This is a genomic window from Cellulomonas gelida (genome assembly GCF_006538725.1).
In the GTDB taxonomy this organism is placed as follows: domain Bacteria; phylum Actinomycetota; class Actinomycetes; order Actinomycetales; family Cellulomonadaceae; genus Cellulomonas; species Cellulomonas gelida.
In genome coordinates, this window is sequence record NZ_BJLQ01000003.1 from 184,616 (window position 1) to 199,937 (window position 15,322).

A 15,322-nucleotide genomic window follows, 5' to 3' on the forward strand; every position below is an offset into this window, starting at 1 on the left:
CGGCGCCACAGCACGAGACGAGCCCACTCCCCGTTGGGGGTGGGCTCTTCTCGTTCCTGACGGGCCCCGACGAGCGCGCCGGGTGACGGTGGTGGTCAGCAGCCCACGCGGGTGCTCGCGATGACGACGTCGTCGAACCAGAGCGTGTCGGCGCCCTCGCCGTAGGACTCCCACCCGAGCCGCAGGTCGGTGAGCCGCGGGGACCAGGGCTTGCTCAGCCACTGGCCGTCGAGGTCGTGCGTCGGCGTGCCGTCGACGATCAGGCCCGGCACGGCCCAGCCGTCGAGCCACGTGGTCAGGCGCCCCGTGGCACCCTCGACCAGCGCCTCGGCGCAGTGCCACGACCCGCCCGCCGGCAGCTGTGCGGTGCGGGACAGGCCCGCGGGGCTCTGCTCGGGCAGCGTCGCGTCGTCCGACGAGCGGTTCCACTGCATCAGGGAGTTCTGCCCACCCATCCGCAGGTCGCGGTTGCCGTCGTTCGCGTCCCGCATGGCCAGGTACGTCGTGTGCTGCACGGGCAGGGCCGTGGTGTGGCGGACCCAGAACCGCACGTACACGGTGCTGCCCAGCGCCGAGGTGGGCTGTGCCTGGACGAACACGTGGTTGCAGTACCCGGCGCCGCCGTCGACGCGCAGCGACTTGCCGCCGCTGTGCGCGACCGTCGAGTCGACCGACGCCCGTCCGCTGCCGGAGCAGTCGGGGTACGTGACGGCCCAGGTGCCTGACGGCGTGCTGCTCGCCTGCGTCTCCAGCCCGTCGCAGAACAGCGCGGTCCCGCACTCGGTGGGCGTGCCCGTCGGGTCGGGGGTCGGCGTCGGTCCCTGGGTCGGCGTGGGCGTGGGTGTGGGCGTCGGGGTGGGCGTGGGTGTCGGGGTGGGCGTGGGTGTGGGTGTGGGCGTCGGGGTGGCCGACGGGCTCGGGCTCGTCGTCGTGCCGCCGTTGCACGCGACGCCGTCGAGCGCGAAGTCCGTCGGCGCGGTGTTCGTCCCGCTCCACGTCCCCTGGAACCCGAACGACGCCGTCTCGCCGGCCCGGAGCTCGCCGTTCCACGGCGCGTGGGTGACGGTGACCGCGGAACCCGACTGCGTGAGCGTCGAGCTCCACGACTGCGTGACCCGCTGGCCGGACGGCCAGGTCCACGTCAGGCGCCACCCGTGCGTCGCCTCGCTCGGCGTCACCCGCACGTCGGCGGTGAACCCGCCGGGCCACGAGTTCACGCTCCACGCCACCTGACAGCTCCCCGCGGCCTGCGCCGCGCTGCCGACGGCGACGCCCGCGAGGGTCGTCCCGATGAGCGCCGCGGCGGCGGTGACCGCCGCCAGAGCCGTGCGCCAGAGCCTCGTCGTGCGGTGCATGGTGGTCCGTCCCCTCGCCGGGGCCCGTCGTCGCACGAGCCGCAGCGACGCGGGCCGTGTGCCCCCGAGGCAGCGTGCTCCCGATGCACGGCCCGGCGGAAGCGCTCAATCGCTTCACCCGTACGAGTGACACCACGAGGCGGGGGTGCGTCACGCGGACGCGGAGGGCGTGGGGCGGACGGGCACGACGACGCGCCGCGCGCGCCGTGCACTCTGGGTGCGGGAGGCGGGACTTGAACCCGCACGCCCGTGAGGGCACCAGGACCTAAACCTGGCGTGGCTGCCGTTTCACCACTCCCGCCGGCCCGCCGATCCTCCCACAGCGGGCGTGCGCGTCAGTCGAGACCGAGATCGCGCCGCAGCTTGGCGACGTGGCCCGTGGCACGCACGTTGTACTGCGCGAGCTCGACCGTGCCGTCGGCGTCGAGCACCACGGTCGAGCGGATCACGCCCGTGACGGTCTTGCCGTAGAGCTGCTTCTCGCCGTACGCGCCCCACGCCTCGAGCACCTGGCGCGACTCGTCGGACACGAGCGGGAACGTCAGCCCCTCCTCGGCGGCGAACGTCTCGAGCTTGGCGACGGGGTCGGGCGAGACGCCGACGACCGCGAAGCCGGCACCCTGCAGCGCGGACAGGGAGTCCCGGAAGTCGCACGCCTGCTTGGTGCACCCCGGGGTGCCCGCCGCGGGGTAGAAGTACACGATGACGCGTCGGCCGCGCAGGTCCGACAGCGTGAGGCTGCCACCGTCGGCCGTCGGGAGCGTGAAGTCGGGTGCGGTGTCGCCGACGGCGAGGCGGGGCATCGGGGCTCCTTCGAGGTGCGTGCAGGTCAGGTGCCAGCCTAGGCGGCGGCCGCGGGTCCGACGACGTGCGCGAGATACCGTGCGGGTGTGACCGCAGCGCACTCCGACCGCCCTGACAGCACCACCAGCACCACCAGCACCCCCAGCCCCGCAGGCACCCCTGGCCCTGCCGGGACCGCACCCGCGGCGTCCGCCGCCCCGACGGTCCGGCGCTCCGAGGCGGGTGCGCTGCCGATCCGCATGCTCAACGACCGCGTCCTGGTCGAGCTGGACTCCGCGGGTGCCGAGCGACGCTCCGCGGCCGGCATCGTCATCCCCGCGACCGCCACGGTCGGCAAGCGGCTCGCGTGGGCGCACGTGCGCGCCGTCGGGCAGCACGTCCGGCAGGTCGAGGTGGGGGACCGCGTGCTGTTCGACCCGGACGAGCGCGCCGAGGTCGAGCTCGAGGGGCAGACGTACCTCCTGCTGCGGGAGAAGGACGTCCACGCGGTCGCGGCGCCGCGGGCGACGGGCGAGGGCACGGGCCTGTACCTGTGACGGTCGCCGTCCGACGACGGGGGCGTCGTGGCGGCCTGCCCGTGACCCTCGTCACGGGCAGGCGTACCGGTTCGCTCCCGGGGCCAGGTGCCTGCTAACGTTTCCTCCCGCGCGGCACTAGCTCAACTGGCAGAGCAGCTGACTCTTAATCAGCGGGTTCAGGGTTCGAGTCCCTGGTGCCGTACCACCTCGAAAGGCCCCTGACGCTCTCGCGCGTCGGGGGCCTTTCGGTTCGTCGGCGCAGGTGATGGGGCTCGGGCGGGTGGCTCGGCTGCTGCCCTGGGTACGCTTCGAGCGTGACCACGCCCTCGAGCACCACCACGCCCTCGAGCACGCAGCCCGCACGACTGGCTCTGGCGACCTGCGCCGAGCTGCCCGAGCTGGACCCCGACGACGTCCCGCTGCGCGAGGCGCTCGAGGCGCGGGGCATCGCCACCGACGTCGTCGTGTGGGACGACCCGACCGTCGACTGGGGCACGTACCACCACGTCCTGATCCGCTCCACGTGGGACTACTCGCAGCGCCCCGTGCAGTTCGTCGACTGGACCCGCCGCGTGGAGGCCTCCAGCACGCTGCTCAACCCCGCGGCCGTGGTGCAGTGGAACATCGACAAGACGTACCTGCGCGACCTCGAGGCGCGCGACGTCCCGACCGTCCCCACCATCTGGCTCGACCCTGCGCGCAACTTCGACTCGCGCGCGATCCACACGCGGTTCCCGGCCTTCGGCGACTTCGTCGTCAAACCCACCGTGAGCGCGGGCTCGCGCGACACCGGTCGGTACCGCGCGGACGAGACGCCCCAGCGCTCGCAGGCGATCATGCACGCCAAGAACCTGCTCGGGGTGGGGCGGTGGGTGATGATCCAGCGCTACCTCACGCAGGTGGACTCGGTCGGCGAGACCGCGCTGGTCTTCGTCGAAGGCGAGTTCTCGCACGCGGTGCGCAAGGGCGCGCTGCTGTCCGGGCCGTACAAGGAGGGCTCCGACGAGGGGCACCTGTACCGCGAGGAGACGATGTCGCCCGTCGAGCCGAGCGAGCGCGAGCTCGAGCTGGCGCGCACGGTCGTCGCCGCGCTGCCCGACGTCCTGGGGCTCGACGGCCCGCTGCTGTACGCGCGCGTCGACCTGATCCCCGACGACGAGGGCAACCCGGTGCTGCTCGAGCTCGAGCTCACGGAGCCGAGCCTGTTCTTCGCGCACGCGGCGGGGTCGCTCGAGCACTTCGTCGACGCGGTGGTCGCACGCGTCACAGCCTGACCGGCGGCACCGTGTGCGAACCGGTGCCGCAGAGCCGTTACACTCATCCACGGCTCGGTCTCACCGGGACGTGGTGGCTATAGCTCAGTAGGTAGAGCACCTGGTTGTGGTCCAGGGGGTCGCGGGTTCAAGTCCCGTTAGCCACCCCATACATGACGAAGGGCGCCGACGATGTCGGCGCCCTTCGTCATGTCCGGCTGGTCGTCATGTCCGGCCGGACGTCACGTCCGCCCGGGACCCGACCCGCGCGGCTCAGGCCTTGGTGACCGAGGTCGCGACGATCTGCGCGGCGATGCGGCGGGCGGCGTTCGAGTCGGGGCCCGGGGCGGCCGGGAACAGCGCGGCGCGGTAGTAGCGCAGCTCGTCGATGCTCTCGAGGATGTCGGCCAGCGCGCGGTGCCCGCCGTTCTTGGGCGGCGAGGCGAAGTAGACCCGCGGGTACCAGCGGCGCGCGAGCTCCTTGATCGACGACACGTCGATGATCCGGTAGTGCAGGTGGCCGACGAGGTCCGGCATGTCGCGCTCGAGGAACGCCTTGTCGGTGCCGACCGAGTTGCCCGCGAGCGGCGCCTTGCCCGGGTCCGGCACCCACGTGCGCACGTAGTCGAGCACCTGGCGCTGTGCGTCCTCGAGAGTGGTGCCGGTCGGCAGCGCGTCGAGCAGGCCCGAGGTCGTGTGCATGGTGCGGACGAACTCGCCCATCTGCTCGAGCGCCTCCGGCGGCGGGGCGATGAGCAGGTCCACACCTTCGCCGAGCACGTTGAGCTCGGAGTCGGTGACGACGACCGCGACCTCGACGAGGGCGTCGGCCGCGAGGTCGAGCCCTGTCATCTCGCAGTCGATCCACACGATGCGGTCGGCGCTCTCGTGGCCGTTGGGCTGGCTCGTCGTACTCGTCACTCGGGTCAGCCTAGGGCGGCGGGCGGTCTGCTGCCGCCAACGGCTCTCCGGGAGGTGCGTCAGCGGCGCTCGTCGGGCCGCTCGTCGTGCTCGTCGTCGGGTGCGTCCGACGACGGGACCGTCGAGGCGACCCAGGCGGCGAGCGGGACGAAGAGCAGGACGGCCACCCCGACGACCACCGACGTGCTCGCGGACGTGCCGGCCCAGCGCAGGACGACGGCGATGACGCCGCCCGCACCGATCCCGACGAGCAGACGCTCGAGCCACACGGTGACCCGGGTGCGCGGATCGACCGGTGGCGTGCTCCCGGCGTGGCGACCCATCAGCGGTCCCGACCTCGCGCGCCGTCGGTGCGGGCCTGACCTGCGTGCATGGCGACATCGTGGCACGCGCGGCAGTCGAGGGCCGTCCACCACGCGGCGCGTGCTCACACGGGCGCGCGGCACCCCTCCGGACGCGAGAACGGGCGTGGCCCGGCAGGGGGCCACGCCCGTTCGTGGGGCTGGTCGTGCGTCGCCATCGTCAGAAGGCGGCGCGGACGTGCGCGGGTGGCCGCGCGGCGACGAGGGACCGGCGCGCGCGACGGCGTTCCGGTGGATGGCTCGAGGCGTGCGCTAGATCGTGCGCGCGCTCGTCGCGACGACGCGCGAGCTCGGAGCGGGCCTGCAGCTCGCGCTGCTGGGTCTGGAAGAGGTCGAAGGACAAGAAGGCATGCATGACGAAGCTCCTGACGAAGGGTGGATGAGTTGCGGTCGAGCCGCAGACGAGCCGCCGGCCGATGACCCTCGGCGCGACGACTGAGCAGGACCACTCGACCACGCGCCTGATACCTCGGTCACGTTCTTTTCGGCGGCCGGCTCGACCGCCCGCCCGCCCGCCCGCCCTGCTCGACCGGCCGGACGCAGGGGACCTGCTCGGCTCAGTCCGTGCCCGCGGCCTCGTCCTCGAGCCGACGACGGTCGAGCACCGCGGTCCAGCGACGCCCGGAGTCGATGATGCGCTCCTTCTTCCAGCGGCTCATGACCCGCGACACCGACTCGGGCGTCGAGCGGGCGAGGCCCGCGAGGTCGGCGCGCGACAGGGGGACCTCGAGCAGCACGCCCGCCGCGCCGCGGTCCCGGCCCAGCTTGTCCGCGAGGCGCAGCAGCGTCGTCGCGACGCGCTGCGCGACGGTGTCGGTGGTCTGCCCGCCGATGTCGCTGTGGGCGCGCGCCAGCCGCGCGGCCACGTCGTCGAGCACGCGCAGCGCGACCACGGCGTGCTCGCTCAGCACCTCGCGGAAGTCGGCCTGGTCGATGCGCAGCGTGCACGACCCGACGAGCGCGGACGCCGTCTGCAGGTGGTACGGCTCGCCCAGCGTGCCCATCGCGCCGAACAGCTCGCCCGGGACCAGGATCTCCGTGACGGTGGCCGTGCCGCCGAGTGTGACCTGCGACAGCTTCACCGTGCCCTCGGCCACCAGGTAGAGCGCGTCACCGGGGTCACCCGCCGCGTAGATGACGTCGTCCGCGGCCCACGAGCGCGTCTGCATGCGCCGGTCGATGCCGTCGAGATCGGGCTCGCTCAGCCCGCGGAAGTACGGCGCGCGGGCGAGGACGGCCATCCGGACCGGGCGCGGGCACCGGTGCGGCAGCGTGACCTCCCGCAGCGGGATGGTGCGCCGCGCGCCGCGCGGAACGCTGTGGCGCGCACGGGCGTCCTGGGCTGTCATCGCGTCGCTCCACGGCAGAGGCCTCCGGGGCCGCGAGGTCCGCCCCGGCGTCCCGCCACGCTACCGCGCACGGGCCGGGACCCGGGCTCGCCCTGGCCCTGGCCGGTGTGCGGCTGATGGGCGACGCGCGGTTGATGGACGATGCGCGGTCGACGGACGGTGCGCGGTCGACGGACGGTGCGCGGTTGATTGACGGCGGTCATGGTGGCCGCACCTGCGTCTTCCTAGCGTGACGTGTGCCGGGACATCCCCGGCGACCCGTCCACCAAGGAGCCAGACCATGTCCGCCACCAGCACCCAGACCGCCGCCAGCACTCAGACCGCCGACAGCACCGTCATCCGCACGGTGCTCCGCGCCGAGGGGTTCAGCTGCCCGTCGTGCGTCGCCACCATCCGGAAGCAGGTCGGCCGCCTCGCGGGGGTCCGTTCCGTCGAGGTGCGGTTCGCGTCCGGCCGCGTCGAGGTCGAGCACGACCCGGCCGTCACCACGGTCGACGAGCTCGTCGCCGCGATCGCCCAGGCGGGGTACCGGGCGGCTCCCGCGGCGTTCTGACACGCGCGGCCGCCGCCCCAGCCCCTGCCCGCTGCCACTCCTGCACACCCCAGCGGATCTGACTCGAAAGGCCTCGTCGTGACCTCCCTGCTCCTGCGCCCGCGCGACCCCCGCGTGCGGCTGGCCGCCTCCGGCCTGCTCGTGGCCGCTGCCTCGGTGCTGTCGCTGGTGGCGGGCGTGAACCCGTTCGCCGGCGGCCACGCCGAGGCCGTGCCGCTGTCCGGCACGCCCGGCCTGCTCGTCGCCTCCGACGGGCTCATGGTCGTCGCGGCCGTCGTCGCGGGTGGGCCGATCCTCGCCAGCGCGGTGCGCGCGCTGGCGGTGAAGGTCGTGAGCATCGACCTGCTCGTCTCGACGGCCACGGTCGGAGCGATCGTCATCGGCGAGTACTGGGAGGCCGCCGCGGTGACCTTCCTGTTCGCGCTCGGGCACTGGCTCGAGGCGGCGACCGTGAGCAGGACCCGCTCGGCGCTCGCCGAGCTCGTCGCGGTCGCACCGCAGACCGCGGTCGTCGTGCGCGAGGGCACGCAGGTCGAGGTCGCCGCGACCGCGGTGGCGCACGACGAGATCGTCCTGGTCAAGAACGGCGCCAAGGTGCCGGTCGACGGGGTCGTCGTGGCCGGTGTCGGCGCGCTCGACGAGGCGTCGATCACGGGCGAGTCGATCCCGGTCGAGAAGGCGGCGGGCGACCGCGTCTACGCCGGGACCGTGTCGGCCGGGGGGTTCCTGCAGGTGCGGGCCACCGGGATCGGCGCGGACACGACCCTCGCCCGCATCATCCACCGCGTCGAGGAGGCGCAGGACGCCAAGGCGCGCACCCAGACGCTCACGGAGTCGTTCGCGGCCTGGTACACCCCCGCGGTCATCCTGCTCGCGGTCGTCGCGGGGCTCGTCACGGGCGACGTGGTCCTGGCGCTGACCCTGCTCGTCATCGGCTGCCCCGGGGCGCTGGTCGTCTCGATCCCCGTGGCGGTCGTCGCCGGGATCGGGCGCGGCGCCCGCGACGGCATCCTCATCAAGGGCGGCGAGCACCTGGAGCGGTCGGCGCGGATCAGCGCCGTCGCGCTCGACAAGACCGGCACCCTGACCGAGGGCGCACCGCACGTGACCGACGTCGTGGTGCTCGCCGCGGACCTGACGCGCCGCGACGTGCTCGCGTGGGCCGCGCGCGCCGAGGCCGGCTCCGGGCACCCGCTGGCGCGGCCGATCCTCGACGCCGCCGCGGCCGAAGGGGTGCCGGTCGACGCGCTCGCGGAGCACACCGAGCCCGTCGTCGGCAGGGGCGTCGTCGCGACCGTCGACGGCCGCCGGGTCGCGGTCGGCAACCTGCGGCTGCTCGACGGCGTGGAGCGCGACGACCGCGCTGCGGCCGAGGTCGAGCGGCTCTCGTCCGCCGGTCGCACGCCCGTGGTGGTCGCGCTGGACTCGCGGGTCGTCGGCGTCGTCGGTGTCGCGGACACGGTCCGGGCCGACGCGCGCGCGATGGTCCGGCGCCTGCGCGCGGCGGGGGTGACCAGGGTCGTCATGCTCACCGGGGACACGCGCGGCGTGGCCCGCGCGGTCGCCGCGCAGGTCGGGATCGACGACGTGCGGGCCGAGCTGCTGCCCGAGGACAAGCTCGAGGTCGTCGCGCGGCTCCAGGCCGACGGGCACACGGTGGCGATGGTGGGCGACGGCGTCAACGACGCGCCCGCGCTGGCCACGGCCGACATCGGTGTGGCGATGGGGGCGGCGGGCACGGCCGTCGCCGTCGAGACCGCCGACATCGCTCTCATGAAGGACGACCTCCTGAGCCTGCCGCGGGCCGTCGACCTCGCGCGGCGCACCGTCGCGGTGATGCGCCAGAACATCGCGATCGCGCTGGTCACGGTCGTGCTGCTCGTCGTCGGCGTCGTGGCCGGAGGGGTCACGATGGCGGTCGGCATGCTGGTGCACGAGGCGTCCGTGCTCGTCGTGATCGCCAACGCGGTCCGGCTGCTGCGGCGCCGCGCGGACGACGACCGCCCTGCCGCGCCGCACGTCGCCGCCGGACGTCGGTGGGAGGTGAGCGAGGCGGTTCAGTAGCCTGTGCGCGGGGTGCACCCGCCGCGACCTCGCCGCCGAGGCCGGACGGGTGCGCCGTGTGTCCCGCCCCCGTAGCTCAGTGGATAGAGCAGCCGCCTTCTAAGCGGTCGGTCGCAGGTTCGAGTCCTGCCGGGGGCACACCGCACCCGCACCCCGCCGCGCGCGCGGCGAAGGCGCCCAGGATTCGGGACGAATCGGGACGGCGTCGCCCGCGTGGCGCGTTTGTGCAGGTCATCCCTCGCCGCGACAATGGACGCCGTGAGCGTCCGGCCCGACACGACGGCAGCACAGCCCGCGGGAGACGCCCCGGCGGGCGCAGCCGCGAGCCTGCTGACCGACGGTCCGGCAGGCGGTGGGGCACGTCATGCCCTCCCGGAGGTCGAGGACGCCGACCGGCGCGCCGGTCGCCACACCGCCGACGACCCGCGCTCGATCCTCGCCCGGCCGCTCGCCGCGGGCTCGTTGCTCGACGCCGTGCGGGACCTGCGACGCGACGTCGAGGAGACCAGCTTCCCGCTCGACCTCCCGGGGACGGACGCCGCGCGCGCCTCCCGGGCACGCCTCGTCGACCAGCTCGGCGAGCACCTCGTGCCGCGCCTGACGGAGCTGTCGGCGCCGGCCGTCGTCGTCGTCGCCGGTTCGACGGGTGCGGGCAAGTCGACGCTGGTCAACTCGATCGTCGGGCGCGAGGTCACGACCGCGGGCGTGCTGCGGCCGACGACGCGCGAACCCGTCCTCGTGCACCACCCGGGCGACGCCGACCTGCTCGAGGCGCACCCGCTGGTCGGCACCGCGCAGGCGGTCGCCGACGAGGCCGTGCCGCGCGGGATCGCGCTGCTCGACGCACCCGACCTGGACTCGGTGCTCGACGCCAACCGCGACTCCGCGCACCGGCTGCTCGAGGCGGCCGACCTGTGGCTGTTCGTCACGACCGCCGCGCGCTACGGCGACGCGCTGCCGTGGCGCGTGCTGCAGGACGCGGTGGCCCGCGGGGCGTCGATCGCGATGGTGCTCAACCGCGTGCCCCCGGCGTCGCTGCCCGCGGTTCGCGGCGACCTGCTCGCACGGCTGCGCGAGCACGGCCTCGCCGGGTCTCCGCTGTTCGTGGTGCCCGACCAGGGTCCGCACGAGGGGCCGCTCGAGCCGCGCGTCGTGGCGCCCGTGCAGCGCTGGCTGCTCATGCTCGCGGGCCCGGACCGGGCGCGCGCGGTGATCGGGCGCACGCTGCGCGGGTCGCTGACCGCGCTGCGCGCCTGGGTCGACGAGCTGGCCGAGGCCGTGCAGGACCAGGCCGACGCCGCGGCGCACGTGGGCACGCTGCTCGACGAGGCCGTCGTCGAGCCGCTCGGACGCGCGAGCGCGGCGGTGGCGAGCGGCGACGTGTCCCGGGGCGCCGTGGGCGTCCGATGGGCCGAGCTGACCTCGCCGCGCGGCGCGATCGGCTCGGTGGTGCGCGGCGGCAAGGTGCGCGGCTCGGGTCGTCGGCAGGCCGAGCGCGAGCACGCGATCGACGCGTTGCGCTCCGAGGTCACGCATGCCGCGACCGCCGTGCTGACCGCCGCCGCGCGCGACGCCGACCGTGACCTGCGGGCCGCGCTCGCCGACGGCCCGCCGGGAGCGGTCGCCGTGCTCGCCCGGTGGGCGCCGCGGCCGACCGGACCGGACGGCGCCTCCGAGCAGGCGGCGCGCGCGTGGGTGGGCCAGGGTGTGCGCGCGGTACGCGCAGCGCTCGCGGACGCCGGCGTGGACCCCGCGACGCGCAAGCGACGCGAGAAGGCGGTCAAGGCGCTCGGCGAGGAGTCGCTCGCGTCGGTGGCGCTCGCCGCCGCGGCGGGCCTGGACGACGCACGCGAGACGCTCGCGACGCTCGTCGGACCGGACGCCCAGGCAGTGGTGAGCGACCTGCGCGACGACCTCGACCGACGCGCGCGTGCCCGCGTCGCGCTCGTGCGCGCGGAGGCCGCCGGACCGCTGGCCGACCCCGACCTCGCCTCCGACGCCGCGTCGCGCCTGCGCCTGCGGCTCGCCGTGATCAAGGGACTCACATGAGCGTGCCGACGACGAGCGTGGCGGTGGGTGAACAGACCCGGGCGCTGCAGGCGCGGGTCGGGGCGCTCGAGGACGCGCTGGACGAGGGCGGCACGCGGCTCGACGCGGACGGCGTCGCCGAGGCCCGTGCCGCGATCGCCCGGCTGCGCGAACGTCTCGAGCTCGGGGTGGACCACACCGTGGTGGCGCTCGCGGGCGGGACCGGCTCGGGCAAGTCCAGCCTGTTCAACCGGATCTCCGGGCTGCAGTTCGCCGAGGTCGGCGTGCGCCGCCCGACGAGCTCGCAGGTCACGGCATGCGTCTGGGGGCCGGGAGGCGACGCCGTGCTCGACTGGCTCGGTGTGCACGCCGAGCTGCGGATCCAGCGCGAGAGCCTGCTCGACGGCGAGACCGAGGCCCCGCTGCGCGGGCTCGTCCTGCTCGACCTGCCGGACCACGACTCCGTCGAGCCCGCGCACCGCGAGGTCGTCGACCGCCTGCTGCCGCAGGCCGACCTGCTCGTCTGGGTGGTCGACCCGCAGAAGTACGCCGACGAGGCGCTGCACGCGGGCTACCTACGCGCGCTCGCGGGCCAGGACACCTCCATGCTCGTCGTGCTCAACCAGGTCGACACCGTGCGCGAGGAGCAGCGCGAGTCGCTGCTCGCCGACGTGTCGCGGCTGCTCGCCGACGACGGCCTGCCCGACGTGCCCGTGGTCGCGGCCTCCGCGGAGACCGACGAGGGCGTGCCCGAGCTGCGCTCGGGCCTCGCGGCCGTGGTCGCGGGCCGGTCGCTCGCGGCGCGTCGGGCCGAGCAGGAGGTCACGGCGACCGCGCGTCGGCTCACCGAGGGCGTCGCGACGCGCGAGCCCGCACCGGCCGCGCTCGCGACCGGGCCGATCGTGTCCGCCCTCGCCGAGGCCTCCGGGATGGACGCCGTGACCGATGCCGTGGCGGCGGCCGTGCGCGGCCGTGGCGTGCGGGTCCCGCAGATCGTGCCGGTGCACCCGGACGCGGTGCGCCTCGCGCGCGACTCGTGGCTCGCGGGCGCGACCGCGGACCTGCCCGCGCTGTGGGCGCGCGCGGTGCGCGAGCGGGTCGCGAGCGCGCAGGACCTGGGCCGGCACCTCGGCGAGGCGCTCGGCGACGTCACGGTGACCGTGCGCCGCTCGCGCGCCGCTGCGCTGCTGACGGGCCTGGGGGCGGTGCTCGGCCTGGCGGCGCTCGTCGTCGGCGGGATCGGCGTGGGCGAGCTGGTCGGCGGCAGGGGAGTGGGCGTCGCGCTCGAGATCGGGGTCGCGTGCGGCGTCCTCGCGGTGGTGAGCGTCGTGGTCGCCCGGCTCGTGCGCGGCCGTGCGGCGCAGCGCAGCAGCCAGCGCGTGCGCGACGAGGGCCGGGCCGCGATCGAGGAGGTCGCGAGACGCGACCTCGTCCAGCCCGCCGCCGAGGTCGTGGCCGAGCACCGGCGCGTGCGCGGCCTGCTCGAGGCCGCGCGCGGCTGACCGCGATCCGACCCCAGCCCCGACCGTCGTCGCCCTCGTCCCCAGACCCGGACGCCGCCACCCCGCTCGCCGCCCTCCGGCCGCGAGGCTGCGGGCACGCGCTCCGAACTCACGGGGCCACCGCGCAGGGAGGCAGCATGAGCAACGGGACCCTCGACCTCACGGTCACGGGGTGGGTCGGCAGCGAGGTCACGACGCTGCCCGCACAGGACGGGCGGGCGGCGTACACGACGTTCCGTCTCGGCAGCACGCGTCGCTGGTGGAACCGGCAGACGGGGCAGTGGCAGGACTCGCAGACCGAGTGGTTCCAGGTCAAGGCGTGGCGTGCGCTCGCGGTCAACGCTGGGCTCTCGCTGCGCAAGGGCGTGCCGGTCGTGGTGCAGGGGCGGCTCTCCACACGCGAGTGGCAGGACCAGGGCGGCGCGCTGCGCACGTCGCTGGTCCTCGAGGCCACCGCGATCGGCATCGACCTCAGCTTCGGGACGGTCGGCCCGTTCCAGAGGACGCTGTCCGGCGTCGCCACGCAGTCGCCCGACGAGGTGCGCGACGAGCGCCCGGTCGACCTCTCGCGTCTCGCCGAGGTGGCCGACGGGACCGCGCGTGACGAGCGGCTCGTCGACGAGAGCGACGTGCTCCGGTTCGAGGACCGTGACGACCTGACGGGTGACTCTGCGGCTGACCCGGCCGTGGGCGACGCCGAGCTCGTCGCAGGAGGGCTCGGCGGTCGGTGAGCGTCTAGGCTGGGGCACCGCGACCCGACGACGACCGGCCCGCACGTCCGCGACGTGCGCGGCCGGCGTCGACGGGTGATCGCCGATCGCGCCCCGAGGGCGCGATCCCCAGAACCCGAGCATCGAGGCGGAGAACCGAGCCAGTGGCTGAGTTCATCTACAGCATGTACAAGGCGCGCAAGGCGCACGGAGACAAGGTCATCCTCGACGACGTCTCCCTCAACTTCCTGCCCGGCGCCAAGATCGGCGTCGTCGGGCCGAACGGCGCGGGCAAGTCCACGATCCTGAAGATCATGGCCGGGCTGGACCAGCCGTCGAACGGCGAGGCCCGCCTGAGCCCCGGGTACACGGTCGGCATCCTGCAGCAGGAGCCGCCGCTCAACGACGACAAGACGGTCCTCGGCAACGTCGAGGAGGGCGTGGCCGAGATCAAGGGCAAGCTCGACCGCTACAACGAGATCTCCGCCCTGATGGCCGAGCCGGACGCCGACTTCGACGCCCTGCTGGTCGAGATGGGGCAGCTCCAGGAGGCGATCGACGCGGCCGACGCGTGGGACCTCGACGCCCAGCTCGAGCAGGCCATGGACGCGCTGCGCTGCCCGCCCGCGGACGCCGACGTCAAGATCCTCTCGGGCGGTGAGCGGCGCCGCGTCGCGCTGTGCAAGCTCCTGCTCGAGAAGCCGGACCTGCTGCTGCTCGACGAGCCCACGAACCACCTGGACGCCGAGTCCGTGCAGTGGCTCGAGCAGCACCTGAAGTCGTACGCGGGCGCCATCCTGGCCGTCACGCACGACCGGTACTTCCTCGACAACATCGCCGAGTGGATCTGCGAGGTCGACCGCGGTCGCCTCTACCCGTACGAGGGCAACTACTCGACCTACCTGGAGAAGAAGCAGGAGCGCCTGCAGGTCCAGGGCAAGAAGGACGCCAAGCTCGCCAAGCGCCTCAAGGAGGAGCTGGAGTGGGTGCGGTCGAACGCCAAGGGCCGCCAGACGAAGTCCAAGTCCCGCCTCGCCCGCTACGAGGAGATGGCGGCCGAGGCCGAGCGCACGCGCAAGCTCGACTTCGAGGAGATCCAGATCCCGCCGGGCCCGCGCCTGGGCAGCCTCGTCCTCGAGGCGACCAAGCTGGAGAAGGGCTTCGACGGGCGCACGCTCATCGACGGTCTGAGCTTCACGCTGCCGCGCAACGGCATCGTCGGCGTGATCGGCCCGAACGGAGTCGGCAAGACGACGCTGTTCAAGACGATCGTGGGGCTCGAGCCGCTCGACGGCGGCGAGCTCAAGATCGGCGAGACCGTCTCGATCTCGTACGTCGACCAGTCGCGTGGCGGCATCGACCCCAAGAAGACGCTGTGGGAGGTCGTGTCCGACGGGCTCGACTTCCTCAAGGTGGGCAACGTCGAGATCCCGTCGCGCGCCTACGTCGCGTCGTTCGGGTTCAAGGGGCCGGACCAGCAGAAGCCCGCGGGCGTCCTGTCGGGTGGTGAGCGCAACCGTCTCAACCTCGCGCTCACGCTCAAGCAGGGCGGCAACCTGCTGCTGCTCGACGAGCCGACCAACGATCTCGACGTCGAGACCCTCGGGTCGCTCGAGAACGCGCTGCTCGAGTTCCCCGGCTGCGCCGTGGTGGTCTCCCACGACCGGTGGTTCCTCGACCGGGTCGCGACGCACATCCTCGCCTACGAGGGCACCGAGGAGGACCCGGCGAACTGGTACTGGTTCGAGGGCAACTTCGCGTCCTACGAGGAGAACAAGATCTCGCGCCTCGGCGCCGACGCGGCGCGTCCGCACCGCGTGACGTACCGCAAGCTGCGTCGCGACTGACGCGCGCGGGCACACGCCCCACGAGCACATCAGGTGCCCCGGTCCGCTCCTCGGGC

Annotated in this window: 14 protein-coding genes and 4 tRNA genes; 11 read left to right on the forward strand and 7 right to left on the reverse strand. The window is 74.2% G+C overall.

Annotation, left to right across the window (positions count from 1 at the left end):
• Positions 1–95 precede the first annotated feature (95 nt).
• The 3 genes from CGE01nite_RS02275 to bcp all read right to left on the reverse strand — a co-directional run bounded on the left by CGE01nite_RS02275 (position 96) and on the right by bcp (position 2,158).
• Complete coding sequence (locus CGE01nite_RS02275; protein ID WP_141368716.1) at positions 96–1,355, reverse strand: cellulose-binding domain-containing protein; 1,260 nt, start codon at positions 1,353–1,355, stop codon at positions 96–98.
• 218 nt (positions 1,356–1,573) lie between these two features.
• A tRNA-Leu gene (locus CGE01nite_RS02280) sits at positions 1,574–1,656 on the reverse strand.
• A gap of 34 nt (positions 1,657–1,690) precedes the next feature.
• Positions 1,691–2,158: a thioredoxin-dependent thiol peroxidase gene (bcp, locus tag CGE01nite_RS02285; protein ID WP_048342602.1), complete on the reverse strand. Its 468-nt coding sequence runs from the start codon at positions 2,156–2,158 to the stop codon at positions 1,691–1,693.
• Positions 2,159–2,398: 240 nt separating this feature from the next.
• Here bcp and CGE01nite_RS02290 point away from each other — a divergent pair, with 240 nt between their 5' ends.
• The 4 genes from CGE01nite_RS02290 (at position 2,399) to CGE01nite_RS02305 (ending at position 4,100) form a co-directional block, all read left to right on the forward strand.
• A complete protein-coding gene (locus CGE01nite_RS02290) occupies positions 2,399–2,695 on the forward strand; it encodes a GroES family chaperonin (protein WP_048342614.1) in 297 nt (98 codons plus the stop codon).
• 111 nt (positions 2,696–2,806) lie between these two features.
• A tRNA-Lys gene (locus CGE01nite_RS02295) sits at positions 2,807–2,882 on the forward strand.
• Positions 2,883–2,991: 109 nt separating this feature from the next.
• Positions 2,992–3,951 carry an ATP-grasp domain-containing protein gene (locus CGE01nite_RS02300; protein ID WP_048342603.1) on the forward strand — a complete coding sequence of 320 codons (960 nt, stop codon included), beginning with the start codon at positions 2,992–2,994 and terminating at the stop codon, positions 3,949–3,951.
• A gap of 73 nt (positions 3,952–4,024) precedes the next feature.
• Positions 4,025–4,100 (forward strand) — tRNA-His (locus CGE01nite_RS02305).
• A gap of 103 nt (positions 4,101–4,203) precedes the next feature.
• On the opposite strand, the gene orn is transcribed toward CGE01nite_RS02305, so the two are convergent.
• From orn to CGE01nite_RS02320, 4 genes are all read right to left on the reverse strand, one after another.
• Complete coding sequence (gene orn, locus CGE01nite_RS02310; RefSeq protein WP_369796512.1) at positions 4,204–4,851, reverse strand: oligoribonuclease; 648 nt, start codon at positions 4,849–4,851, stop codon at positions 4,204–4,206.
• Positions 4,852–4,910: 59 nt separating this feature from the next.
• Entirely contained in the window at positions 4,911–5,174 is a 264-nt protein-coding gene (locus tag CGE01nite_RS16835; protein WP_170210866.1) for a hypothetical protein, read from the reverse strand.
• A gap of 199 nt (positions 5,175–5,373) precedes the next feature.
• The gene (locus CGE01nite_RS02315; protein WP_141368718.1) at positions 5,374–5,568 is read right to left on the reverse strand and encodes a hypothetical protein; all 195 of its coding nucleotides are present in this window, start codon (positions 5,566–5,568) and stop codon (positions 5,374–5,376) included.
• Between the two features lie 202 nt (positions 5,569–5,770).
• A complete protein-coding gene (locus CGE01nite_RS02320) occupies positions 5,771–6,562 on the reverse strand; it encodes a Crp/Fnr family transcriptional regulator (RefSeq protein ID WP_048342605.1) in 792 nt (263 codons plus the stop codon).
• Between the two features lie 280 nt (positions 6,563–6,842).
• Between CGE01nite_RS02320 and CGE01nite_RS02325 the strand changes: the two genes are divergently transcribed.
• The 7 genes from CGE01nite_RS02325 to ettA all read left to right on the forward strand — a co-directional run bounded on the left by CGE01nite_RS02325 (position 6,843) and on the right by ettA (position 15,266).
• Positions 6,843–7,115, forward strand: a complete 273-nt coding sequence (locus tag CGE01nite_RS02325; protein WP_141368720.1) for a heavy-metal-associated domain-containing protein — start codon at positions 6,843–6,845, stop codon at positions 7,113–7,115.
• Positions 7,116–7,193: 78 nt separating this feature from the next.
• A complete protein-coding gene (locus tag CGE01nite_RS02330) occupies positions 7,194–9,179 on the forward strand; it encodes a heavy metal translocating P-type ATPase (RefSeq protein ID WP_371857558.1) in 1,986 nt (661 codons plus the stop codon).
• Between the two features lie 65 nt (positions 9,180–9,244).
• Positions 9,245–9,317: transfer RNA gene (locus CGE01nite_RS02335), tRNA-Arg, on the forward strand.
• 111 nt (positions 9,318–9,428) lie between these two features.
• Positions 9,429–11,228, forward strand: coding sequence for a GTPase domain-containing protein (locus tag CGE01nite_RS02340; RefSeq protein ID WP_141368722.1), 1,800 nt, complete (start codon positions 9,429–9,431; stop codon positions 11,226–11,228).
• The gene (locus CGE01nite_RS02345) at positions 11,225–12,709 is read left to right on the forward strand and encodes a GTPase (RefSeq protein WP_141368724.1); all 1,485 of its coding nucleotides are present in this window, start codon (positions 11,225–11,227) and stop codon (positions 12,707–12,709) included. The genes CGE01nite_RS02340 and CGE01nite_RS02345 overlap by 4 nt, the downstream gene beginning before the upstream one ends.
• A gap of 137 nt (positions 12,710–12,846) precedes the next feature.
• Entirely contained in the window at positions 12,847–13,440 is a 594-nt protein-coding gene (locus CGE01nite_RS02350; RefSeq protein ID WP_053071779.1) for a single-stranded DNA-binding protein, read from the forward strand.
• Between the two features lie 143 nt (positions 13,441–13,583).
• Entirely contained in the window at positions 13,584–15,266 is a 1,683-nt protein-coding gene (ettA, locus tag CGE01nite_RS02355; RefSeq protein WP_141368726.1) for an energy-dependent translational throttle protein EttA, read from the forward strand.
• Positions 15,267–15,322: the final 56 nt, after the last annotated feature.